The sequence below is a fragment of the Streptomyces sp. NPDC048254 genome (assembly GCF_043201895.1).
Lineage (GTDB): Bacteria > Actinomycetota > Actinomycetes > Streptomycetales > Streptomycetaceae > Streptomyces.
Window position 1 is genome coordinate 151062 of record NZ_JBICZJ010000001.1, and the last position, 22722, is coordinate 173783.

Here is a 22722-nt window from a genome sequence, read left to right on the forward strand (position 1 = left end):
CCGGACCCCCCTTCCGTGCGCGCGGGCGCAGGGGAGGACCTCAAGTGACCAACAGATCTTGGACGTTGAGAGCGCTCGCCATCGGGGTGACGCTCGCAACGGCATCCGCGGGCTTCACCACCTTCGCGGCCGCCCAGGCCGCGACGAAGCCGGCCGGCGTCACCGTCGACCGGAAGGACCCGTCGACGAAGCAGGACGAGCACGACCTCGACGGCCCGCTGAGCAAGACCCAGGAAGCCCAGCGGCAGGAGGCCCTCGACCAGGTCATATCCGGCAAGGCCCAGGTCAAGGACCGGGACGGCTCCAAGGTCGTCCAGCTCAAGAGCACGAAGGGCGACAGCAAGTACGTCGAGCTCGGCCGGGAGAAGACCGACAAGATCTTCACGATCCTGGTGGAGTTCGGCGACCAGACGGACCCCCGCTACGGCGGCACGGTCGGCCCGCTGCACAACCAGATAGCCGAGCCGGACCGCACCAAGGACAACTCCACGGCGTGGCAGGCGGACTACAACCAGGCCCACTTCCAGGACCTCTACTTCGGCACCGGCAAGGACACCGAGTCGCTGAAGAAGTACTACGAGAAGCAGTCCTCGGGCCGCTACTCGGTCGACGGCGAGGTCACCGACTGGGTCAAGGTCCCCTACAACGAGGCCCGTTACGGCAACAACGCCTGCGGCTCCACCACCTGCTCCAGCGTCTGGAACCTGGTCCGCGACGGCCTGACGTCCTGGGTCGCCGGCCAGAAGGCGGCCGGCGAGTCCGACGCCGCCATCAAGGCCGACCTCGCCCAGTACGACCAGTGGGACCGCTACGACTACGACGGCGACGGCAACTTCAACGAGCCCGACGGCTACGTCGACCACTTCCAGATCGTGCACGCCGGTGAGGACGAGTCCGCGGGCGGCGGCGCCCAGGGCACCGACGCCATCTGGGCGCACCGCTGGTACGCCTTCGGCACCGACGCCGGCGCCACCGGCCCCACGGACAACAAGCTCGGCGGCACCCAGGTCGGCGACACCGGTATCTGGGTCGGCGACTACACCATGCAGCCGGAGAACGGCGGCCTCGGCGTCTACGCGCACGAGTACGGCCACGACCTCGGCCTGCCGGACGAGTACGACACCAACGGCGGCGAGAACTCCACCGGTTTCTGGACCCTGATGTCCTCCGGCTCCTGGCTGGGCACCGGCAAGGAAGCCATCGGCGACCTCCCCGGCGACATGAACGCCTGGGACAAGCTCCAGCTCGGCTGGCTCAACTACGACGTGGCCAAGGCCGGCACGAAGTCCTCGCACAAGCTGGGCGTCGCCGAGTACAACACCGCGGACAAGCAGGCCCTGGTGGTCTCGCTGCCCGACAAGGAGGTCACGACCACCGTCGTCACCCCGGCCGAGGGCTCGACCCAGTGGTGGAGCGGCAGCGGCGACAACCTCAAGAACACGCTGACCCGTGAGGTCGACCTGACCGGCAAGTCCTCTGCGGCACTGAGCCTGGACGGCTGGTACGACATCGAGTCCGGCTACGACTACCTCTACGCCGAGGTCTCCACCGACGGCGGCGCCAACTGGACCGCCCTGGACGGCACGGTCAACGGCGAGGCCCTCCCGCGCGACGGCAGCGACAAGCCGGCGCTCACCGGATCGGTCGACGCGTACACCAAGCTGTCGTACCCGCTGGACGCCTACGCGGGCCAGAAGGTCCAGCTGCGCTTCCGCTACCAGACCGACGGCGGGGTCGCCCTCAAGGGCTTCGCGGCCGACGAGATCACGGTGACGGCCGACGGCTCGGCCCTCTTCTCCGACAACGCCGAGTCGGCGGACCCGGCTTGGACCGCGTCCGGCTTCTCCCGCATCGGCGCGTCCTTCACCAAGGACTACGCGCAGTACTACATCGCGGAGAACCGCCAGTACGTGTCGTACGACAAGACCCTCAAGTCCGGCCCGTACAACTTCGGCTTCTCGACGACCCGTCCGGACTGGGTGGAGCACTACCCGTACCAGAACGGCCTGTTGATCTGGAAGTGGGACCTCTCCGAGGCCGACGACAACACCAGCGTCCACCCGGGCACCGGTCTGATCCTCCCGATCGACTCCCACCCGACGCCGCTCAAGTGGTCGGACGGCACGCTGATGCGCAACCGCATCCAGGCCTACGACTCGCCGTTCAGCCTCTACGCGACGGACGGCATCACCCTCCACAAGGCGGACGTGGCGACCAAGATCAAGCAGTCGTCCGGGGTGTCGGTCTTCAACGACCACAAGAGCACCTACTACGACGCCTCGAACCCGGCCGCCGGTGTCAAGATCACTGACACCAACACGAAGATCAACATTGTCACGGAGGCCCGAGACGGCTCGACGATCTCCCTCCAGGTCGGCCCTGCGGTGAAGTAACACGCATCTTCGCAGGTCAGAGACGTATCGGCGGCGACCCCCTGGCGGGTCGCCGCCGATCGTGTTTAGGTGCGTCCTGTGGATTTCTTATTGACACCGACTCGTACGGGGGTATGACCGCATGGCCGCAGGAGGGTTCTGCAAGCTGCCGAACGGCAGCGTGGTGGTGGCACTGAACCTGCCCAGCCCCGCCCCTGCCGGGGGCACCGCCGGGGTGCGGGTCCTGGTCCTCGCCCAGAACCGCGCCCGCGCCCTGACCAGGCTCCGGAACCTGGGCATGCGAGCGGTCTACCTGCGGGGCAACGCCGCCCCGCCGACCCCGGACGAGATCACCGCCGTCCTCCACCACCCCGACGGCCTGATATGGCGAACGGCCCCTGACAACGGTGTCACCGTGATGGAGCTGTGGCATCCGATCCGGGCCCTGCTGCGCCGGCCGGCCGCGCAGGCCTGACGTCCCAGCCCCCTCACGGACCGTGCGAAGCCGGTTCAGACGACGGGCTTCCCGGTCAGCTCCACGCCTGCCTCGCGCAGTTCCTGGAGCGCCGCGGCGGTGGTCTCCTCGGCGACCCCGGCGGTCAGGTCGAGCAGGACCTGCGTGCGGAAGCCCTCCTTCGCGGCGTCCAGCGCGGTGGCCCGCACGCAGTGGTCCGTGGCGATCCCGACGACGTCCACCTCGGTGATCTCCCGGGCGCGGAGCCAGTCGGCCAGCGGGACCCCGTTCTCGTCCGTGCCCTCGAAGCCGCTGTAGGCCGCCGAGTACGCGCCCTTGCTGAACACCGCGTCCACCGCGCCGGAGGCGACCGCCGGGGCGAAGTTCGGATGGAAGCCGACGCCCTCCGTGCCGGCCACGCAGTGCGCCGGCCAGCTGTGCACGTAGTCGGGGTTGTCCGCGAAGTGGCCGCCCGGCGCGATGTGGTGGTCGCGGGTCGCCACCACGTGGCGGTAGCCGGCGGGCGCCTGCCCGATCAGCTCCGTGACCGCGGCGGCCACGTCGGCGCCGCCCGCCACCGCGAGGCTGCCCCCCTCACAGAAGTCGTTCTGCACATCAACGACGATCAAGGCGCGGCGCATGGTCGGTGTCCTTCGCAGTCGGTAGCGGGCCTGTCGAGGGGGGAGACGCGGAAAAACGGGGTGCGGGCCCGGCCTGAACCTCCGAGCGTAGAGACTTACGGGGGCGTAGGGGAGGGGGCTTCGCGGGGCGCGTACGCGGGCACCCGCTCTAGCTACCCGGGCGCCCCTGGACGTACTCCGTCGGAATGACCGCCTCACCTCGGGAGAGCTGGGTCGCGGAGAGGGGCAGATTGGCCTTGGCCGCCATATGGCGTGCGCGGGGCGCATCCAGGGGCTCGCGGGCGACCACCTGGCCGGACTTCACCAGTTCGACGAGCAGCTGCTGGTCGACCAGGCCGGCCGGCACCTCCCCGGTGCCGACGACCTCCGCCTCCGCCACCCCGTCGGCGTCCAGCCGCCGCGCCGCCCACTTGCGGCCGCCCACGGACGTCTTGCCGCCCGTCGACTTCTTCGCCACCGACACCAGCGGTGCCTTCGGATCGGCGGACCCGGCGCGGGCGACCAGCTTGTAGACCATGGAGCAGGTGGGATGCCCGGAGCCGGTCACCAGCTGGGTGCCGACGCCGTACGCGTCCACGGGCGCCGCGGCCAGCGAGGCGATGGCGTACTCGTCGAGGTCGGAGGTGACGATGATCCTGGTGTCCCGCGCGCCCAGCTCGTCCAGCTGCTGCCGGACCCGGTGGGCGACCAGCAGCAGGTCGCCGGAGTCGATGCGGACCGCGCCGAGCTCGGGGCCGGCCACCTCGACGGCCGTACGGACCGCCTCGGCCACGTCGTAGGTGTCGACCAGCAGGGTGGTCCCCCGGCCGAGCGAGTCGACCTGGGCCCGGAAGGCGTCGCGCTCGTGGTCGTGGAGCAGGGTGAAGGCGTGGGCGGAGGTGCCGACGGTGGGGATGCCGTAGCGGAAGCCGGCGGCGAGGTCGGAGGTCGTGGCGAAACCGCCGACGTAGGCGGCGCGGGAGGCGGCGACGGCGGCCAGCTCGTGGGTGCGTCGGGCGCCCATCTCGATCAGCGGGCGGTCGCCCGCGGCCGAGGCCATCCGGGAGGCGGCGGCCGCGATCGCCGAGTCGTGGTTGAGGATGGAGAGGATCACGGTCTCGAGGAGCACGCACTCGGCGAAGGAGCCCTCCACTCGCAGGATCGGCGAGCCGGGGAAGTAGACCTCGCCCTCGGGGTAGCCCCAGACGTCACCGCTGAAGCGGTAGCCGGCGAGCCATTTCAGGGTCGGGCCGTCGACGATGCCCTGTTCCTCCAGGAAGCCGAGGACGTCCGCGTCGAACCGGAAGTTCTCCACCGCGTCCAGGACGCGCCCGGTGCCCGCCACGACGCCGTAGCGGCGTCCCTCCGGCAGCCGCCGGGTGAAGACCTCGAAGACGCTGCGCCGCTCGGCCGTACCGGCTTTGAGCGCGGCCTGCAGCATCGTCAGTTCGTACTGGTCCGTGAAGAGCGCCGTCGAGGGAACGTCCACCGGCAGCCCAAGGTCCGCTACATCCACGACAGCTCTCCTACGCTATGAATCTCCGGGTACCCCGGGCTTGCCGGGGGTCCGGGGGTCGTCCCCCGGGGTATGCGGCATGGCTGAAGATGCTACCCCCATCTCGTCAGTGTGACGATTTGTGGGGCGCGTGGCAGCATGGGCCATGTGACGTCACCCGCTCCCGTAGAGATCGAACGCACCGAGTCGGCGGAGGAGGTCTTCGCCGTACCCGAGCCCGACGTCCCCTGGGTGACGATCGTGCACAACGACCCCGTCAACCTCATGAGCTATGTGACGTACGTCTTCCAGACGTACTTCGGCTATCCCAAGGACAAGGCCACCAAACTCATGCTGGACGTCCATCACAAGGGCCGGGCGGTCGTCTCCAGCGGCAGCCGTGAGGAGATGGAGCGCGACGTACAGGCGATGCACGGCTACGGCCTGTGGGCCACTCTCCAGCAGGACCGGAAATGACCCCTCGCCGGTCGGACCGGACGTAGTCAGACTCCTCGACCAGCACCGGAAGCAGCGAACCCTCTCCATGCCAGGAATCTTCGAACCGCTCCCCGGCGGCGGCGCGGCCGTCGCGCTCGACGACGTCGAGATCTCCATCATCCGGACGCTGGCCGTCCAGCTCCTGGAGCTCATCGGCCCCGGCCCCGCCGAGGACGCCCCCGACGACCCGCTCGCCGAGCTGTTCGCCGAAGGCCCGAGCGAGGCGCCCACCGACCCGGTGCTGCGCCGGCTCTTCCCGGACGCCTACGGCGACCCGGAGCGGCTGCCCGACTCCACGCAGGAGGCCGAGGAGCAGCAGGCCCACTCGGCCGAGTTCCGCCGCTACACCGAGAACGACCTCAGGGCCGGCAAGCGGGAGAGCGCCCTCGCGGTGATCCGTTCCCTGGACGCGCTGGCCCCGGTGGGGGAGGGCGGCGCGGTCCTCAAGCTGGCGCCCGGGGAGTCCCGGCAGTGGCTCGGCGCCCTCAACGACCTGCGCCTCGCCATCGGCTCCCGCCTCGACATCACCGACGAGGACGACACGGACCTCCTCTACCGGCTCCCCGACGAGGACGCGCGCAAGCCGATGGTGATGGCCTATCTGTGGCTCGGCGGCCTCCAGGAGACCCTGGTCGCCACCCTTATGTCGTAATCCGTCCAGATTTCGCGTTCGCTCAGAGGGCGCTCAAATCCGGATAACGATCCAGTCACCGTTGCGGCCGGTTATGGCCTTTTCGGCCGCACTTTGTCCGGTTCTTCCAGTGGTGTGCGCCACAATCCCTCTCGGTGGAACCCGGTGATCAATATTGCGGCCGTGATAAATCTTCACGACCGCCCGGCGACACCACCCATGTGTCCGTCCGGGTGCGCCACCGAGCCGACCATCGTCGGCCAGGCACCACTCCAGCAATCCGGGGGGATCGAAACCCGATCCGCGGCCGACCAGAGGCCCGGGTCGGCATGGAGAAAGGCGCACACCACACATGACCTCCGCTCAGGTCGACACGTCGGAGCAGTCCTCCGAAGCCTCGGAAGAGGGGTACGAGCGCGGACTCGGCAGCCGCCAGGTCCAGATGATCGCCATCGGCGGCGCCATCGGCGTCGGCCTCTTCCTGGGTGCCGGGGCGAACATCGCCAAGGCCGGCCCCAGCCTCATCCTCATGTACGCCCTCGCGGGCGGCATCATCTTCTTCATCATGCGGGCGCTCGGCGAGCTGCTCCTGTACCGCCCGGTCTCCGGCTCCTTCGCCGAGTACTCCCGGGAGTTCCTCGGCCCGTTCTTCGGCTACTTCACCGGCTGGACGTACTGGCTGATGTGGGTCGTCACCGGCATGGCCGAACTGACGGCCGCCGCGATCTACGTCAACTACTGGTTCCCGTCCATCCCCCAGTGGGTGACCGCGCTGGTCTTCCTGGTGATCCTCTTCGGGGTCAACCTGATCTCCGTGAAGGTCTTCGGAGAGCTGGAGTTCTGGTTCTCCATGGTCAAGGTCACCGCCCTGATCGGCATGATCGTGATCGGTCTCGGCGTGCTCACCTTCGGCTTCAGCAGCGCCGGTGACACGGCCTCGGTCGCGAACCTCTACCAGTTCGACGGCTTCTTCCCCAAGGGCGTCGGCTCCTCCCTGATGACCCTCCAGGGCGTCATGTTCGCCTACCTCGCGGTCGAGCTGGTCGGCGTCACCGCCGGCGAGTCCGAGAACCCGGAGAAGACCCTCCCCAAGGCGATCAACACGCTCCCCTGGCGCATCGCGCTGTTCTACGTCGGCGCGCTCACCGTCATCCTGTGTGTCGTCAAGTGGACCGAGTTCGCCCCGGGCGTCTCCCCGTTCGTCGCGGCCTTCGCGAAGATCGGCATCCCGGCCGGCGCCGGCATCGTCAACTTCGTCGTCCTGACCGCCGCGCTGTCCTCCTGCAACTCCGGCATGTACTCCACGGGCCGGATGCTGCGGAACCTGGCCGACAGCGGCGAGGCCCCGGCCGCGTTCCGGAAGCTGTCCGCGTCGAAGACCCCGGCGCTCGGTGTCGCCGTCTCGGTGGTCTTCATGGGCATCGGCGTGGTCCTCAACTACGTCGTCCCGGAGAAGGCGTTCGGCTACGTCACCTCCGTCGCCACCGCGGCCGGCATCTGGACCTGGCTGATGATCCTGATCAGCCACGTCCTCTACCGCCGCGCGGTCGACGCCGGCCGGCTGCCGGCGTCCTCCTTCCCGGCGCCGGGCGGGGCGGCGTGCAGCTGGATCGCCATCGCCTTCCTGCTCTTCGTGACCTGCCTGATCGCGTACGACGGCGACTCCCGGGTCTGCCTGTACGTGATGGCCGGCTGGGCCGCCGCGCTCGGCATCGGCTGGCTGGTCCTCAAGTCCCGCAACCCGGAGATCGCCGAGCGGCGCGAGCCGGCGCCGCTGGAGAAGGCGAGCTGACCAACCCCCGAGGACGTCCCGTCGCAGGGAGCACTCGTGGTGCCCCCCGCGGCAGCCGCTCAGGGCGTCCGGCATATGGGCCGCCCCGTACCAGCCTTCGGTACGGGGTGGCCCTCTGCTTATCCTGGCCGACATGCTGACCATCACCCAGGCCCTCGTCGACCAGATCGTCGCCCACGCGCGCAAGGACCACCCCGACGAGGCGTGCGGCGTCGTCGCGGGGGCGGCGGGCTCGGACCGGCCCGAGCGGTTCATCCCGATGCTGAACGCGGCGATGTCCCCGACGTTCTACGAGTTCGACTCCGGCGACCTCCTCAGGCTCTACCGCGAGATGGACGACCGTGACGAGGAGCCGGTGGTCGTCTACCACTCCCACACGGCGACGGAGGCGTACCCGTCCCGGACGGACATCAGCTACGCGAACGAGCCCGGCGCCCACTACGTCCTGGTCTCGACAGCCGACACGGACGGCGGCGGCGACTTCCAGTTCCGCTCCTTCCGCATCGTGGAGGGCGAGGTCACGGAGGAGGAGATCCGGATCGTCGAGACGTACTGACCCGGTTTTCTTCTATCTCAAAGTGCGGTCAGAATCCGTCCAGCATCCGGGATCACACTCCGGAACACGCACCGGGAATCGATACGATGACCCCATGGTTTCCTACGACGTGAGCGACAAGGCGGCGGGCACCCTGCTCGTGGCGCGGCTGCACGTCGACCTGTGCAGGATGAACAGCGCCATCTGTTGACGTTTCCCTGCCGCCGTACGGCCATGAGCCGCGGCGTGCTGCTGTGCGCGCCCAACCACCCAGACTTTCCGACAGGAGCCCGCAACCATGGCCATCGAGGTCCGCATCCCGACCATCCTCCGCCAGTACACCGACGGTCAGAAGGCGGTGGAGGGCAGCGGTGAGACCATCGCCGACCTCTTCAACGACCTCGAGACCCGGCACGCCGGCATCCACGCCCGCATCGTGGACGACGGCAAGCTGCGCCGCTTCGTCAACGTGTACCTGAACGACGAGGACGTCCGTTTCGTCGACGGCATCGAGACCAAGCTGACCGACGGCGACACCGTGACGATCCTGCCGGCGGTCGCCGGCGGCATGGCCTGAGATCGGCATGCGCTACGACTCCCCGTTGGCCGCGGTCGGCAACACCCCCCTGGTGCGCCTGCCGCGGCTCTCGCCGTCCGCCGACGTCCGGATCTGGGCCAAGCTGGAGGACCGCAACCCGACCGGCTCGGTCAAGGACCGTCCCGCCCTGCACATGATCGAGCAGGCCGAGAAGGACGGCCGGCTCACCCCGGGCTGCACCATCCTGGAGCCGACCTCCGGCAACACCGGCATCTCCCTCGCCATGGCGGCGAAGCTCAAGGGCTACCGCATGGTCTGCGTGATGCCCGAGAACACCTCGCAGGAGCGCCGGGACCTGCTGGGCATGTGGGGCGCGGAGATCATCTCCAGCCCGGCCGCCGGCGGGTCCAACACCGCCGTGCGGGTGGCCAAGGAGATCGCCGCCGAGCACCCGGACTGGGTGATGCTCTACCAGTACGGCAACCCGGACAACGCGGGGGCGCACTACGCGACGACCGGCCCGGAGATCCTCGCCGACCTCCCCTCCGTCACGCACTTCGTCGCCGGACTCGGCACCACCGGCACCCTCATGGGCGTCGGCCGGTATCTGCGCGAGCAGAAGCCGGACGTGAAGATCGTCGCCGCCGAACCCCGGTACGACGACCTCGTGTACGGGCTCAGGAACCTCGACGAGGGCTTCGTACCCGAGCTGTACGACGCCTCCGTGCTCACCACCCGCTACTCGGTGGGCTCGGCGGACGCCGTGACCCGGACCCGGGAACTCCTCCAGCAGGAGGGCATCTTCGCGGGCGTCTCCACCGGCGCCGCGCTGCACGCCGCGATCGGCGTCGGCAGGAAGGCCGTACAGGCCGGCGAGAGCGCCGACATCGTGTTCGTCGTCGCCGACGGCGGCTGGAAGTACCTGTCGACCGGGGTCTACACGGCCGCCACGACCGAGGAAGCCATCGAGACCCTCCAGGGTCAGCTCTGGGCATAGCGCTCATCATGGACGCGCCAACCCCCTCCAATGAGGGGGCTAAGCGCTGTCCATGCCGGAGCAAAGATCTTCCTCCGGGGGGACCGGGCCCGACCGAACCCGACTAGCTTCTCCTCCGTCCTGTTCATGCCATGCACGTCGGCATCGCAGGGTGTTCGGAGTGTCATGCTCATGACTGCGCGCACTCTGCCGCCGCTACGCGCGTCACGGGCCTGCCTGTAACCCCACCGATGGAGGCAGTACCCCCATGCGTGAATCACGACGGAGCCTGCGAAGACTCCTGGCCGTCGCCTTCCCCGCCCTAGCCCTCGCCGTCTCCGGATTCGTCGCGGCACCCACCGCCGGGGCCGCCCAGCCCGCGGCCGTGACACCCCACGCCACCACCAAGGTCACCCAGAACGCCAAGGCCCTCACCGACCCCGCCCGCCAGGCCGTGCACAGCACCGGCAAGGCCGGCCAGAAGGTGCCCACCAAGCACCTGTGCGCCACCGCCACCAAGGCCGGCCAGGTCTCCTGCTTCGCGCAGCGCCGGACCGACATCAAGCAGCAGCTGGCCTCCGCGCTCGCCGCCGCCCCCTCCGGCCTGAGCCCCTCGAACCTGCACAGCGCCTACAACCTGCCCTCAACGGGCGGCTCCGGCCTGACCGTTGCCGTGGTCGACGCCTACAACGACCCCAACGCGGCCTCCGACCTCGCCACTTACCGCTCCACCTACGGCCTGTCCGCGTGCACCGTCGCCAACGGCTGCTTCAAGCAGGTCAGTCAGACCGGTTCGACGACCTCGCTGCCGTCGAACGACTCCGGCTGGGCCGGTGAGGAAGCGCTCGACATCGACATGGTCAGCGCGGTCTGCCCCAACTGCAACATCATCCTCGTCGAGGCCAACTCCGCCACCGACTCCGACCTCGGCACCGCCGAGAACGAAGCCGTCACGCTCGGCGCCAAGTTCGTCTCCAACAGCTGGGGCGGCTCCGAGTCCTCCTCGCAGACCAGCGAGGACACCTCCTACTTCAAGCACCCGGGTGTCGCGATCACCGTCTCCTCCGGTGACGAGGACTACGGCGCCGAGTACCCGGCGACCTCCCAGTACGTGACCGCCGTCGGCGGCACCGCGCTCTCCACCTCCTCCAGCACCCGCGGCTGGACCGAGTCCGTGTGGAAGACCAGCTCCTCGGAAGGCACCGGCTCCGGCTGCTCCGCCTACGACGCCAAGCCGAGCTGGCAGACCGACACCGGCTGCACCAAGCGCATGGAGTCCGACGTCTCCGCGGTCGCCGACCCGGCCACCGGCGTGGCGGTCTACGACACCTACGGCGGCTCCGGCTGGGCCGTCTACGGCGGTACCAGTGCCTCCTCGCCGATCATCGCCGGCGTCTACGCCCTCGCGGGCACCCCGGGTTCGAGCGACTACCCGGCGAAGTACCCGTACTCCCACACCGGCAACCTGTACGACGTCACCAGCGGCAACAACGGCTCCTGCTCGACGTCGTACTTCTGCACCGCCGGCACCGGCTACGACGGCCCGACCGGCTGGGGCACCCCCAACGGCACCGCCGCCTTCACCTCCGGCACCAGCACCGGCAACACGGTGACCGTCACCAACCCCGGCAGCCAGTCCACCGTCACCGGCAGCTCGGTCAGCCTGCAGATCTCGGCCTCCGACAGCGCGGGCGCGACCCTCACCTACAGCGCCAGCGGCCTGCCCACCGGCCTGTCCATCTCCAGCTCCACCGGCCTGATCTCCGGCACGGCGTCCACCGCGGGCACCTACAGCGCCACCGTCACCGCGACCGACTCCACCGGCGCCTCCGGCTCCGCCTCCTTCACTTGGACCGTCAGCACCAGCGGCGGCGGCACCTGCACCTCCGCCCAGCTGCTCGGCAACCCCGGCTTCGAGTCGGGCAACACCACCTGGACCGCCTCCAGCGGGGTCATCACCAACGACACCGGCGAGGCGGCGCACGCCGGCTCCTACAAGGCCTGGCTCGACGGCTACGGCTCCACCCACACCGACACGCTCTCCCAGTCGGTGACCGTCCCGTCCGGCTGCAAGGCGACCTTCACCTTCTACCTGCACGTCGACACCGCCGAGACCACCACCAGCACCCAGTACGACAAGCTGACGGTGACCGCCGGTTCGACCACCCTGGCGACGTACTCGAACCTCAACGCCGCCACCGGCTACACCCAGAAGTCCTTCGACCTGTCGTCGTACGCGGGCTCGACCGTCACCCTGAAGTTCAGCGGTGTCGAGGACTCCTCCCTGCAGACCAGCTTCGTCGTCGACGACACCGCCGTCACGACCAGCTGACCCCGCCCGTCGAGTGACCGGATCCCGCCCCCGGAAGCCGTCCGGGGGCGGGATCCGTATGTCCGGGGAATACGTCACATCGGCACCAAGGGTTCCGATCCCCCACGGAAAGGCGGACACCCCATGCGCCGTACGACGGTCCACCGCGCGTCGCTCGCCGCGGCGACCCTCCTCCTGCTGGCGGGCTGCGGTTCGCAGAGCGGGAGCACCGACAAGGGCAGCGGCGCGGTGTCCCCCTCGCCGTCCCCCTCCAGCCCCGGTACGAGCCCCGCCACGAGCCCCGGTGCGAGCGGCTCCTCCGGCGCTTGCACGCCCCTGACCTCCGAACTCACCGCCGCCGACAACCGCGACACGGTCTGCGTGGCGGTCGGAGGGCAGCTCCGGCTCACCCTCGACGGCACCCGGCAACGACCCTGGAAGGCGGTCACGGTGAGCGGCTCCGCGCTGCGGGCCACCAACGCCGGGATCGTCCTCCAGCCCGGGGACGCCTCCGCCGCCTACACCGCCGTGGCCTCCGGCACCGTCACCCTCACCTCGTCCCGCCCGCTGTGCGCCGAGCCCACCGCGCCCGGCGAGGTCTCCTGCAAGGGCATCCAGGAATGGCAGGTCACCGTAAGGGTGAAGTGACCCTCAGGGGGCCAGGTGCCGCACCTGGTCCCACAGCACCGGGTCGACCACGCCCACCCGGCGCCGGAACTCCCACACCGAGACCTCGCGCAGCTCGTCCGTCTCCAGGAAGCTCGGCCGGCCCTGGGTGTCCCCGACCGCGCCCGGCGGCAGCGGGATCACCCCGGCCCGCTCGTCGTGGTACTTGCTGGTGATCTTGGCGACGGTCGCCCGGTTGCCGCGCACCGCCAGCACCAGACAGGGCCGGTCCTTGGTGCCCGGGCCGTCCTCGTAGGGCACGTTGGCCCACCAGATGTCCCCCGGATGGGGCCGGCCCGCCTGCACGCGCGGGCCGCGCGGATACCCCGGCGGGCGGGTGCGGTGCCCGCGCGGACGGTGCCCCCGGCCCCACCCGTCCACGAGCGTGGCGACCAGCGCCAGCAGGACGACTGCCGCGAGCGCGAGCCACCATGACGTGTCCATACGACGACGTTACCGGCGCGAGATAATCGACGCGCGCCCTTGCGCGATCCTTACGCGCCCCTGGTCCAGCCGAACCGGTGACAGCACAGGTGAGTTCGCCCACAACGGCCCCTGGCGGAGGAGCGACCGGCCCTTTTGCGCCTTACCCTCGACAAACCGCACGACCCCCGCTCACCTCTCTGTTCTCCGACTCAGTTCCCGGTTGTTCCGGGTGTTCCGCCAACGGAGGTTTCTGCTTCATGAAGCTCACCGTCGTCGGCTGCTCGGGGTCGTTCCCGTCCGCGGAATCGGCCTGTTCGAGCTACCTCGTCGAGGCCGACGGCTACCGGCTGCTTCTCGACATGGGCAACGGCGCCCTTGGCGAGCTGCAGCGCCACTGCGGTCTCTACGACCTCGACGCGATCTTCCTGAGCCATCTGCACGCCGACCACTGCATCGACATGTGCGCCTACTTCGTGGCGCGCTACTACCGCCACGACGGCGGCCCGTGCCCCCCGATCCCGGTCTTCGGCCCCGAGGGCACCGAGCACCGCCTCACCACGGCCTACGCCGACACCCCCACCGCCTCCTCGATGAGCGAGGTCTTCGACTTCCACACGGTCAAGCCGTCCACGTTCGACCTCGGCCCCTTCACGGTCCACACCGAGCGGGTCCGCCATCCCGTGGAGGCCTACGGCATCCGCATCGAACACGCCGGGAAGTCCCTGACGTACTCCGGCGACACGGGCGTCACGGACGCGCTCGAATCGCTGGCCCGGGACACCGACCTGTTCCTGTGCGAGGCGGCCTTCACGCACGGCAAGGAGAACATCCCGGACCTGCACCTCAACGGCCGCGAGGCCGGCGAGACCGCCGCCCGCGCCGGCGCCCGCCGGCTGCTCCTCACCCACATCCCCCCGTGGACCGACCCCGCCGTCAACCTCGCCGACGCCCGCGAGGTCTTCGACGGCCCGGTGGACCTGGCGGCGCCCAGGGTGACGTACGAGATCTGAGGCGTGGCTGACGCAGTCCTCCGATGAAGCATGCAATCCATTGACCGACGATTCGAAAGGTCTATACCATCATCCCTTGATCGCGGCGGAATGACCATCCGTCGCGCCATGCGAACAAGTAAATGAGGGGGATGCCATGGCTGGAGTACGTCAGTACGCGGCAATAGCGGTCGCCACGGTGGGGCTGCTGGCCGGTACGGGGCTTGCGGCCCCGACCGCGTCCGCTTCGGTGACCGAGCAGGTGCCCGCGTGGACGAACACCACGTGTCTGGTACCGAAGAAGATCTCGGAGTCTCACACCAAGCAGTGCCCTTCGGGCGCCTGGCGGCAGTTCGATTTCCTGAAGAAGGTCAGGGTGGACGCAGGTCCGTCGGCCGGCTATCACTGCAGCTTTCACATGTGGCACTACATGAGCGGCGGAACCGCCGGCTGGGACAAGTACGACGCGGGCACCACGAGCGTGGGGCCCGGCTGCGTCTGATGGTGTGACCGAACCGCCAGTGGTGGGCTTCGGTGAACCAAGGTGACGAGTGAGGCTCGGAACCCCAGGGGTTCCGAGCCTCACTCGTTGGGTCTCGCCTCGGATGGTTACGCCTTCGTGAGGTCCTCGATCTCCTCCTCGGGCTCGCGGCCCGGGGTGGGGAGGTTGAAGCGGACGATGGCGAAGCGGAAGACCGTGTAGTAGATCACCGCGAACACCAGGCCGATCGGGATGATCAGCCAGGGCTTGGTCGCCAGGTTCCAGTTCAGGGCGTAGTCGATGAAGCCCGCGGAGAAGTTGAAGCCGTCGTGGACTCCGAGGCCCCAGGTGACCGCCATGGACACGGCGGTCAGCACCGCGTGGATGACGTAGAGGAGCGGGGCGATGAACATGAAGGAGAACTCGATCGGTTCGGTCACACCGGTCACGAAGGACGTGAGCGCGAGCGAGACCATCATGCCCGTGACGGCCTTGCGACGCTCCGGGCGGGCGGTGTGTGCCATGGCCAGGGCGGCGGCGGGCAGACCGAACATCATGATCGGGAAGAAGCCGGGCATGAACATTCCGGCGGTGGGGTCGCCGTGCAGGAAGCGGTTGTAGTCACCCGTGAAGACCTGGCCCGCGGCGTCCTTGAACTCGCCGAGCTGGAACCACGCCACCGTGTTCACGAACTGGTGCATGCCGATCGGGATGAGCGCGCGGTTGATGCCACCGAACAGGGCGGCACCGAACGCGCCCAGGCCGGTCATCCACTCGCCGAAGTTCGTGATCGCGTCACCGATCGGCTCCCAGACGAGCCCGAAGAAGACGCCGACGGCCGTGCCGACGAAGGCCATGATGATCGGGACGAGACGGCGGCCGTTGAAGAAGCCGAGCCAGTCCACGAGCTTCTTGCGGTGGTATCGCTGCCACAGGACCGCCGACAGGAGACCCATGATGATGCCGCCGAGGACACCGGGGTTGTTGTAAGTCGCGGCTATGTCCGCGCCCTTGGTGATTTTGGCGTCGGTGACCGGGAAGGACTCCAGGACCTTGCTGTACACCAGGAAGCCCACGAGCGCGGCTAGGGCAGTCGAACCATCGGACTTCTTCGCGAAGCCGATGGCGACGCCCACACAGAAGAGCAGCGGAAGGCTGCCTGTGATGGCGCCGCCGGCGTTCGCGAAGACCGAGGCAACCTTGTCCCAGCCGAGACCGTCGGCCCCGAACACGTCCGGCTGACCGAGCCGGACCATCAGACCCGCCGCCGGCAGCACGGCGATCGGGAGCTGAAGGCTGCGGCCGACCTTCTGCAGGCCCTGGAACAGACCGGATCCCCACTTCTTTGTGGGAGCCGCCGTCGCGGTGGCGGTTGTCATACTTCCTCCATCGGTGGTGGTCTACACCACTCAGTGGTGTAGACCTGTTGTACACGATGGGGGCGTTATAAGGAACCCGTCAATTCCGCAACCGGAGAACTACGCTTTGTATGCCGAGCGTGGACCCTCCGCTCAGACCTTGGTGACATCCTCCACTTCGTCCTCCGGCTCCCTTCCCGGCGTCTTCAGATCGAACCTCGTGATGGCGAACCGGAAGATCACGTAGTAGACGGCCGCGAAGCACAGCCCGATCGGGATGATGGCCCAAGGCCTGGTCGCCAGGCTCCAGTTGATGACGTAGTCGATCAGTCCCGCCGAGAAGCTGAACCCGTCGTGCACCCCCAGCCCCCAGGTCACCGCCATCGACACCCCCGTCAGCACCGCGTGCACCGCGTACAGGACGGGCGCGATGAACAGGAACGAGTACTCCAGTGGCTCGGTGATCCCCGTGACGAACGACGTCAGCGCCACCGACAGCATCAGACCACCGATCTCCTTGCGCCGATGCGGCTTCGCACAGTGCGTCATGGCCAGCGCCGCCGCCGGCAGCGCGAACATCATGATCGGGAAGAACCCCGAGGTGAACTGGCCCGCATGCGGATCGCCCGCCAGGAACATGTTGATGTCCCCGTGCACCGTCTGGCCGTCGGGCGTGGTGTAACTGCCGAACTGGAACCAGATGGGCACGTTCAGGAACTGGTGCAGACCGATCACCAGCAACGCCCGGTTCGCGACCCCGAACACCCCCGCACCCCACGCACCCGCGTCCCGCAGCCAGTGGCTGAAACTCTCCAGCGCGCTCCCCACCGGCGGCCACACCCACAGACACAGCACCGCGAACACGATCGCCACGAACGACATGATGATCGGCACCAGCCGCCGCCCGTTGAAGAACCCCAGCCAGTCCACCAGCCTCGTGCGGTGGTAACGAGCCCAGAAGAAGGCCGACAGCAACCCGAGGGCGATACCGCCGAACACGCCCGGATTCTGGAACGTGAACGTCGACACCGACCCGTCGCGCACCTGGCAGCCGATCCCCGGCAGGGTCCTGGACCCACCCGGACAGTCCTCCGGGAACTGGTGCAGCACCCCGTAGTAGACGAGGAACCCCGCCACCGCCGCCAGCGCCGTCGAACCGTCCGCCTTCCTCGCCATCCCGATCGCAACCCCGACACAGAACAACAGCGGAAGCCCGACCGAGCCGTCCAGCAGCGCGCCACCCGCGCCCTTCATCACCTGGGAGACAACCGTCCAGCCAAGTCCCTGGTCGCCGAACACATCAGGCTGCCCCAGCCGGTTGAGGATCCCCGCCGCCGGCAGCACCGCGATCGGCAGCTGCAGACTCCGGCCCATCTTCTGCAACCCCTGGAAAAGGGCGTTCCACCGCTCCCGCGCGGGACCCGCCGTGCTGTCGGCGCTCTCGGCACTCATGGGCACGTCCTCCGGGCCGCTCGGCTCCACCGCAGGGGTTTGGCGGCCGCCCGCCCGCTGGTGTAGACCAGTTGACGACGGTTCCGCCGCAGTGCTCGCCATCATTCGGCAGGCGCGGCACGGCCGCTCGAAAAGTTGGGCCAACTGTGGGTTACTGCGACAAAGCGGTTCGGATCAGGGAGAAAGAACATGGCCAGCAAGGCTGAGAAGATCGTCGCCGGCCTCGGCGGAATCGAGAACATCGACGAGATCGAAGGCTGCATCACCCGGCTGCGCACCGAGGTCCACGACGCCTCGAAGGTCGACGACGCCGCCCTGAAAGCCGCTGGAGCCCACGGCGTCGTCAAGATGGGCAACGCCATCCAGGTCGTCATCGGTACCGACGCCGACCCGATCGCCGCGGAGATCGAGGACATGATGTAAGCCTCCCCGCTCACCTCGAAGGGGCTCCTCCCGCCTCGGGACGAGCCCCTTCCGCAGCTCCCGATAGGCTCACGGCCATGTCTCGAATCGACGGCCGCACCCCCGAACAACTCCGCCCGGTCACCATCGAACGCGGCTGGAGCAAGCACGCCGAGGGCTCCGTCCTCGTCTCCTTCGGCGACACCAAGGTCTTCTGCACCGCCTCCGTCACCGAAGGCGTCCCCCGCTGGCGCAAGGGCAGCGGCGAGGGCTGGGTCACCGCGGAGTACTCCATGCTGCCCCGCGCCACCAACACCCGCGGCGACCGCGAGTCCGTCAAGGGCAAGATCGGCGGCCGCACCCACGAGATCTCCCGCCTCATCGGCCGCTCCCTGCGCGCGGTCATCGACTACAAGGCCCTCGGCGAGAACACCATCGTCCTGGACTGCGACGTCCTCCAGGCCGACGGCGGCACCCGCACCGCGGCGATCACCGGCGCGTACGTGGCACTCGCCGACGCCGTCACCTGGGCGAAGGAACGCAAGCTCGTCAAGGCCGGCCGCCAGCCCCTGACCGGCACCGTCTCGGCCGTCTCCGTCGGCATCGTCGGCAAGGTCCCCCTCCTCGACCTCTGCTACGAGGAGGACGTCAGGGCCGAGACCGACATGAACGTCGTCTGCACCGGCGACGGCCGCTTCGTCGAGGTCCAGGGCACCGCCGAGGCCGAACCCTTCGCCCGCGACGAACTCAACGCCCTCCTCGACCTCGCCGTCGCCGGCTGCACCGACCTGGCCGCCATCCAGCGCGCGGCCCTCGAAGCCGCCCTCCCGGCAAAGTAAAGGGAACCCAAAAAGCAGAGGTACGACGGGGCAACCAGAGCGGGCGACACCGCGTCCCCATAGGTACGGGCGCACGGCCTGAACAGCCGTGCGCCCGGCCAGTCGTACACAACGGGAGGGGAACACCGTCATGGCCGCCAGCCGACGCCGAGGCCGTCGCATCATCGCCATCGCCGCCGTGGCCGCGACCACCGCACTCACCATCGGCCTCACCGGCTGCGACGCCGTGAACAAGGCCCTGGACTGCGTCCAGACCGCCGACTCCATCGCCGACAGCGTCACCGACCTCCAGCAGGCCGTGGAGAACGCCGCGAACGACCCCACCCAGGCCGACGCCTCCCTCGACTCCATCCAGAGCAACCTGAAGAAGATCGGCGACAAGACCGACGACGCCGACGTCAACAAGGCCGTCGACGACCTCGACAAGGCCGTGGACAACGTCCGCACGGCCATCAGGAACGGCGACTCGACCCCCGACGTCACCCCCGTCACCGACGCGGCCGGCGAACTGACCAAGGTCTGCACGCCGTAACCCGCCGGCCGGGCCCTTGGGATACTGCGTGTCATGACGACCCGCCTGATCCTCGCCACCCGCAACGCCGGAAAAATCACCGAACTCCGCGGCATCCTCGCCGAGGCGGGGCTGCCCCACGAGCTGGTGGGCGCCGACGCGTATCCCGACATCCCCGACGTCAAGGAGACGGGCGTCACCTTCGCCGAGAACGCGTTGCTCAAGGCCCACGCCCTCGCCCAGGCCACCGGCCTCCCCGCGGTGGCCGACGACTCCGGCCTCTGCGTGGACGTCCTCAACGGCGCCCCCGGCATCTTCTCCGCCCGCTGGGCCGGCCGCCACGGCGACGACAAGGCCAACCTGGACCTCCTCCTGGCCCAGCTCTCGGACATCGCCGAGGAACACAGGGGCGCCCACTTCGCCTGCGCGGCGGCACTGGCGTTGCCGGACGGCACGGAGCGGGTGGTCGAGGGTCAACTGCGAGGCACCCTCCGCCACACCCCGTCCGGCACGAACGGCTTCGGCTACGACCCGATCCTCCAGCCGGAGGGGGAGACCCGGACCTGCGCCGAGCTGACCCCCGACGAGAAGAACGCGATCAGCCACCGGGGGAAGGCGTTCCGGGGGTTGGTGCCGGTGGTTCGGGAGCTGTTGGGCTGAGTCGACGAAAAGACCCCGCACCTTTGAATCCAAGGTGCGGGGTCGAATCTTCCTGTGGGCCCGGTGGGACTCGAACCCACGACACACCGGACCTAAACCGGCGCCCTCTTGGCCAGCTGGGGTACGGACCCGTCGTGCTTACTGTACTGTGCCCGGCGATGGGGTCGTACGGGGAGATCGATTCGCGAAGGTTTTCGTCTGGCTGTGGCACGAAGGGCACAGGTACCGCAGGTTCTCCCGGCGGTTGTCCAGTCGGTCTCCATTGACGTGGTCGATCTCCAGGACGAGGCGTTTGCCTTGCCAGATGTCCCCGACACCGCAGGTGTCACAAGCATGGGGGACGTCGAGGTCATCGAGTGCGCGTCTCAACCGCACCGTTTTGATACGGGGGGCGCCCGGCTCAAGCCGCACCAGGGTTTCGGCTGCTGACTTGCGGTTCTCGCAGGGAACGCCGAGGCGATGTCCTTGGCCTACGAAATGGTCGATCGACAGGCCGTGAGATTCCACGCTGCGCTTGATGCGTTCCCGTGCCGCCCCGTTGTCCACGATACCGAGCTGCTTCAGGAGATCCGCGATGCTCCGGGAGGAGGCGACTGCAGGAGCGAGTCGGTCGAAGGGCAGGATGCCCGGCCCGTACCTGCGCCCGCTCGTGAAGTGCGAAGTGTCGATCCCGAACTGATCGAGTTTTTTGCGAATGTGGCCGTACGGGCTGTCGCGCGGATCGAGGCCCATATGCTCCAGCATCTCTCGGATGCTGTGCGAACGTGCTGCTGCCGCCTGCAGAACCTCCTTTGAGTAGTTTCGCCGTTCTCGTGCGGGCAGCGGTTCATCAAGGAAGTGCGAGGTGTCGATGCCGTAGTACTCAAGACGCTTGAGCAGGTAATGGCGCGGTCCACTCCCCAACGGCGCGTTCAGCCTGCGCATCAGGTCGACCAGGCTGGTGGAGGCTGCGGCGGCGCGGACGAGCAGTGCGTGTGTGTACTTCGGGGCGCTCATACCCTGGCCCTCTTTCTGCGGCCTCGGTAAGTATCCGTAACCGCATGGCAGTTGGGGCAGAGTAACTGGAGGTTCTCAGGCCGGTTGTCCCACCAGTCTCCGTTGATGTGATCCACTTCGAGTCTGAGGGGCTGACCGTTGCGTTCCGGGCCTGTGTGGCACATCGCGCAACGCTCCTCGACTCCAAGGCGGAGTAACGCGCGGTGCAGACGTTCTCCGGGGACTCGCCCGTCCTCAGGGTGGCGGAGGCAGAGAGGGCCCCCGAGTGAACCCTTCGCGCGACCTGGCCGTGCCGGGCAGAAATGGCTCGTGTCGATCCCGAACTTGGCGATGCGGCGGCTGATATGCGTCTGGTTGCCGCCTACCTGGCTGATCCCAAGGTGGCGTACGACGTCCTTGATGCTTGTCGACGCCGCCACGGCCTCGCGTAACCGTGCTTCGGTGTGCCGAATGTGCTTTGTCTCGAAGTGTGAGACGTCGATGCCTTCTTCAGCCATTTTCTGCCGCAGGTAGCGCCTGCTGCCAGGTGTGGGGCGGCCGCCGCACCAACGTACCGCGTCGTCGATGTGCTTCGTTCGGCGAGCCGCCTCCTCCAGCAGCTCGCGGGTGTACCGAACGGTCACGTCTCCTCCGTCTCCGGCCGCGCGTTCGCAGCCCGTACGGAGTAACGAACCGGTTATCGGACAGTCACGCTCGGAGAAGAGAGAACGGCCCGCGCCAGGTCGCTCCTGGTGCGGGCCGTCGGTGGCAGATGCGGCAGTCAGATGCCCAGGTCCTTGATGATCTTGGCTACGTGGCCGGTGGCTCGGACGTTGTAGAGGGCTCGTTCCACCTTGCCCTCCTCGTCCACGATGATCGTGGAGCGGATGACGCCCATGTAGGTCTTGCCGTAGTTCATTTTTTCGCCGTACGCGCCGTACGTGTCCAGGACCTTCTTGTCGGGGTCGGCGACGAGGGTGACCTTGAGGTTCTCCTTGTCGCGGAACTTGCCGAGTTTCTCCGGCTGGTCGGGGGAGACGCCGATGACGTCGTAGCCCGCGCCGGCCAGCAGGTCGAGGTTGTCCGTGAAGTCGCAGGCCTGCTTCGTGCAGCCGGGCGTCAGCGCGGCCGGGTAGAAGTAGACGATGACCTTGCGGCCCTTGTGGGCGGAGAGGGACACCTCGTTGCCGTCGGCGTCGGGGAGGGTGAAGTCGGGGGCTACGTCCCCGGGCTGGAGTCGCTCGCTCATCGGTCCAGCGTAACGGGGGGTCCTGACAGTGCGGGGGCCGCGAGAACTGACAGACTGTCCAGGACAGGGAGCACGGGAGACTTCGGAGGGCCCACGGTGGCGGACACGTCGGACACCAGAACCCCGGCGCAGATCGAGGCGGACATCAAGCTCCGCCGCGATGTGCTGGCCGAGACGCTGGACGAGATCGGGGTGCGGGTGCATCCGAAGACCATCGTCGGCGATGCGAAGGCCAAGGTCGCGGCCAACGTCGATCACACCCTCGGGCGGGCCTACGTCCAGGTCAACCGGGTCGTGAGCGATGTGCGGGCCCAGTTCGTGGACGAGGAGGGCGCGCCGCGGCTCGAACGTGTGGTGCCGGTCGCCCTGGTGGCCGTGGGCGTGGTCGGTCTGCTCGTGTTCGGTAGCCGGCGGCGTAAGAGCTGAGCGGAAACAGGTAGGTTCAAAGGCGTGAGCGCCAACAGAAACGACACCCATCACGACAAGCTGCCC

26 protein-coding genes and 1 tRNA gene are annotated in these 22722 nt (G+C 68.5%); 18 read left to right on the top strand and 9 right to left on the bottom strand.

Translation table 11 applies throughout. The annotated features are described in order from the left end of the window. The first annotated feature begins 44 nt into the window (after positions 1 to 44). Both ACGFZQ_RS00645 and ACGFZQ_RS00650 read left to right on the top strand, forming a co-directional pair. Positions 45 to 2393, top strand: a complete 2349-nt coding sequence (locus ACGFZQ_RS00645; RefSeq protein ID WP_393838540.1) for an immune inhibitor A domain-containing protein — start codon at positions 45 to 47, stop codon at positions 2391 to 2393. Positions 2394 to 2514: 121 nt separating this feature from the next. Next, a complete protein-coding gene (locus ACGFZQ_RS00650; RefSeq protein ID WP_351748261.1) occupies positions 2515 to 2847 on the top strand; it encodes a hypothetical protein in 333 nt (110 codons plus the stop codon). Between the two features lie 35 nt (positions 2848 to 2882). On the opposite strand, the gene ACGFZQ_RS00655 is transcribed toward ACGFZQ_RS00650, so the two are convergent. After that, a complete protein-coding gene (locus ACGFZQ_RS00655) occupies positions 2883 to 3467 on the bottom strand; it encodes an isochorismatase family protein (RefSeq protein WP_351748262.1) in 585 nt (194 codons plus the stop codon). Positions 3468 to 3615: 148 nt separating this feature from the next. Further along, complete coding sequence (locus ACGFZQ_RS00660) at positions 3616 to 4962, bottom strand: nicotinate phosphoribosyltransferase (protein ID WP_393838541.1); 1347 nt, start codon at positions 4960 to 4962, stop codon at positions 3616 to 3618. 138 nt (positions 4963 to 5100) lie between these two features. On the opposite strand from ACGFZQ_RS00660, the gene clpS reads away from it, so the two are divergent. The 9 genes from clpS to ACGFZQ_RS00705 all read left to right on the top strand — a co-directional run bounded on the left by clpS (position 5101) and on the right by ACGFZQ_RS00705 (position 12870). Continuing rightward, positions 5101 to 5418, top strand: a complete 318-nt coding sequence (clpS, locus tag ACGFZQ_RS00665; RefSeq protein WP_351701234.1) for an ATP-dependent Clp protease adapter ClpS — start codon at positions 5101 to 5103, stop codon at positions 5416 to 5418. Between the two features lie 67 nt (positions 5419 to 5485). Next, on the top strand, positions 5486 to 6091 hold the full coding sequence (locus tag ACGFZQ_RS00670) for a DUF2017 domain-containing protein (RefSeq protein ID WP_351748266.1): 606 nt from the start codon (positions 5486 to 5488) through the stop codon (positions 6089 to 6091). A 331-nt stretch (positions 6092 to 6422) separates the two neighbouring features. Beyond that, complete coding sequence (locus ACGFZQ_RS00675) at positions 6423 to 7862, top strand: amino acid permease (protein WP_393838542.1); 1440 nt, start codon at positions 6423 to 6425, stop codon at positions 7860 to 7862. A 133-nt stretch (positions 7863 to 7995) separates the two neighbouring features. Then, the gene (locus tag ACGFZQ_RS00680) at positions 7996 to 8418 is read left to right on the top strand and encodes a Mov34/MPN/PAD-1 family protein (RefSeq protein ID WP_393838543.1); all 423 of its coding nucleotides are present in this window, start codon (positions 7996 to 7998) and stop codon (positions 8416 to 8418) included. 94 nt (positions 8419 to 8512) lie between these two features. Then, a complete protein-coding gene (locus tag ACGFZQ_RS00685) occupies positions 8513 to 8608 on the top strand; it encodes a putative leader peptide (RefSeq protein ID WP_393838544.1) in 96 nt (31 codons plus the stop codon). A gap of 87 nt (positions 8609 to 8695) precedes the next feature. Continuing rightward, a complete protein-coding gene (locus tag ACGFZQ_RS00690; RefSeq protein ID WP_351701220.1) occupies positions 8696 to 8974 on the top strand; it encodes a MoaD/ThiS family protein in 279 nt (92 codons plus the stop codon). Between the two features lie 7 nt (positions 8975 to 8981). Beyond that, positions 8982 to 9932 (top strand): cysteine synthase, encoded by a 951-nt coding sequence (locus tag ACGFZQ_RS00695; RefSeq protein ID WP_351701218.1) that lies wholly within the window; start codon positions 8982 to 8984, stop codon positions 9930 to 9932. Positions 9933 to 10179: 247 nt separating this feature from the next. Further along, positions 10180 to 12243 (top strand): putative Ig domain-containing protein, encoded by a 2064-nt coding sequence (locus tag ACGFZQ_RS00700; protein WP_393838545.1) that lies wholly within the window; start codon positions 10180 to 10182, stop codon positions 12241 to 12243. Positions 12244 to 12366: 123 nt separating this feature from the next. Beyond that, positions 12367 to 12870, top strand: coding sequence for a hypothetical protein (locus ACGFZQ_RS00705; protein WP_393838546.1), 504 nt, complete (start codon positions 12367 to 12369; stop codon positions 12868 to 12870). A 3-nt stretch (positions 12871 to 12873) separates the two neighbouring features. On the opposite strand, the gene ACGFZQ_RS00710 is transcribed toward ACGFZQ_RS00705, so the two are convergent. Next, positions 12874 to 13332 carry a type II toxin-antitoxin system PemK/MazF family toxin gene (locus tag ACGFZQ_RS00710; RefSeq protein ID WP_393838547.1) on the bottom strand — a complete coding sequence of 153 codons (459 nt, stop codon included), beginning with the start codon at positions 13330 to 13332 and terminating at the stop codon, positions 12874 to 12876. A gap of 239 nt (positions 13333 to 13571) precedes the next feature. Here ACGFZQ_RS00710 and ACGFZQ_RS00715 point away from each other — a divergent pair, with 239 nt between their 5' ends. After that, a complete protein-coding gene (locus ACGFZQ_RS00715) occupies positions 13572 to 14324 on the top strand; it encodes an MBL fold metallo-hydrolase (protein ID WP_393838548.1) in 753 nt (250 codons plus the stop codon). Positions 14325 to 14460: 136 nt separating this feature from the next. Next, positions 14461 to 14805 carry a hypothetical protein gene (locus ACGFZQ_RS00720; RefSeq protein ID WP_393838549.1) on the top strand — a complete coding sequence of 115 codons (345 nt, stop codon included), beginning with the start codon at positions 14461 to 14463 and terminating at the stop codon, positions 14803 to 14805. Between the two features lie 107 nt (positions 14806 to 14912). Here ACGFZQ_RS00720 and ACGFZQ_RS00725 read toward each other — a convergent pair whose 3' ends face one another. Together ACGFZQ_RS00725 and ACGFZQ_RS00730 are read right to left on the bottom strand one after the other, a co-directional pair. After that, a complete protein-coding gene (locus ACGFZQ_RS00725; protein ID WP_393838550.1) occupies positions 14913 to 16163 on the bottom strand; it encodes a PTS transporter subunit EIIC in 1251 nt (416 codons plus the stop codon). Positions 16164 to 16295: 132 nt separating this feature from the next. Next, complete coding sequence (locus ACGFZQ_RS00730; protein ID WP_393838551.1) at positions 16296 to 17594, bottom strand: PTS transporter subunit EIIC; 1299 nt, start codon at positions 17592 to 17594, stop codon at positions 16296 to 16298. A 189-nt stretch (positions 17595 to 17783) separates the two neighbouring features. On the opposite strand from ACGFZQ_RS00730, the gene ACGFZQ_RS00735 reads away from it, so the two are divergent. The 4 genes from ACGFZQ_RS00735 (at position 17784) to rdgB (ending at position 20006) form a co-directional block, all read left to right on the top strand. Continuing rightward, on the top strand, positions 17784 to 18017 hold the full coding sequence (locus ACGFZQ_RS00735; RefSeq protein WP_365802983.1) for a PTS glucose/sucrose transporter subunit IIB: 234 nt from the start codon (positions 17784 to 17786) through the stop codon (positions 18015 to 18017). A 77-nt stretch (positions 18018 to 18094) separates the two neighbouring features. Beyond that, positions 18095 to 18835, top strand: a complete 741-nt coding sequence (gene rph, locus ACGFZQ_RS00740) for a ribonuclease PH (RefSeq protein WP_393838552.1) — start codon at positions 18095 to 18097, stop codon at positions 18833 to 18835. 130 nt (positions 18836 to 18965) lie between these two features. Next, entirely contained in the window at positions 18966 to 19367 is a 402-nt protein-coding gene (locus tag ACGFZQ_RS00745; RefSeq protein ID WP_393838553.1) for a hypothetical protein, read from the top strand. Positions 19368 to 19400: 33 nt separating this feature from the next. Next, the gene (rdgB, locus tag ACGFZQ_RS00750) at positions 19401 to 20006 is read left to right on the top strand and encodes an RdgB/HAM1 family non-canonical purine NTP pyrophosphatase (protein ID WP_393838554.1); all 606 of its coding nucleotides are present in this window, start codon (positions 19401 to 19403) and stop codon (positions 20004 to 20006) included. A gap of 55 nt (positions 20007 to 20061) precedes the next feature. On the opposite strand, the gene ACGFZQ_RS00755 is transcribed toward rdgB, so the two are convergent. The 4 genes from ACGFZQ_RS00755 to bcp all read right to left on the bottom strand — a co-directional run bounded on the left by ACGFZQ_RS00755 (position 20062) and on the right by bcp (position 22230). Then, a tRNA-Leu gene (locus ACGFZQ_RS00755) sits at positions 20062 to 20137 on the bottom strand. Between the two features lie 7 nt (positions 20138 to 20144). Continuing rightward, positions 20145 to 21002 carry an HNH endonuclease gene (locus tag ACGFZQ_RS00760; protein WP_393838555.1) on the bottom strand — a complete coding sequence of 286 codons (858 nt, stop codon included), beginning with the start codon at positions 21000 to 21002 and terminating at the stop codon, positions 20145 to 20147. Further along, positions 20999 to 21625 (bottom strand): HNH endonuclease signature motif containing protein, encoded by a 627-nt coding sequence (locus ACGFZQ_RS00765; protein ID WP_393838556.1) that lies wholly within the window; start codon positions 21623 to 21625, stop codon positions 20999 to 21001. The genes ACGFZQ_RS00760 and ACGFZQ_RS00765 overlap by 4 nt, the downstream gene beginning before the upstream one ends. Positions 21626 to 21762: 137 nt before the next feature. After that, positions 21763 to 22230, bottom strand: a complete 468-nt coding sequence (gene bcp, locus ACGFZQ_RS00770; protein ID WP_393838557.1) for a thioredoxin-dependent thiol peroxidase — start codon at positions 22228 to 22230, stop codon at positions 21763 to 21765. Between the two features lie 96 nt (positions 22231 to 22326). Here bcp and ACGFZQ_RS00775 point away from each other — a divergent pair, with 96 nt between their 5' ends. After that, positions 22327 to 22656: a DUF3618 domain-containing protein gene (locus ACGFZQ_RS00775; RefSeq protein ID WP_351748295.1), complete on the top strand. Its 330-nt coding sequence runs from the start codon at positions 22327 to 22329 to the stop codon at positions 22654 to 22656. Positions 22657 to 22722 lie beyond the last annotated feature (66 nt).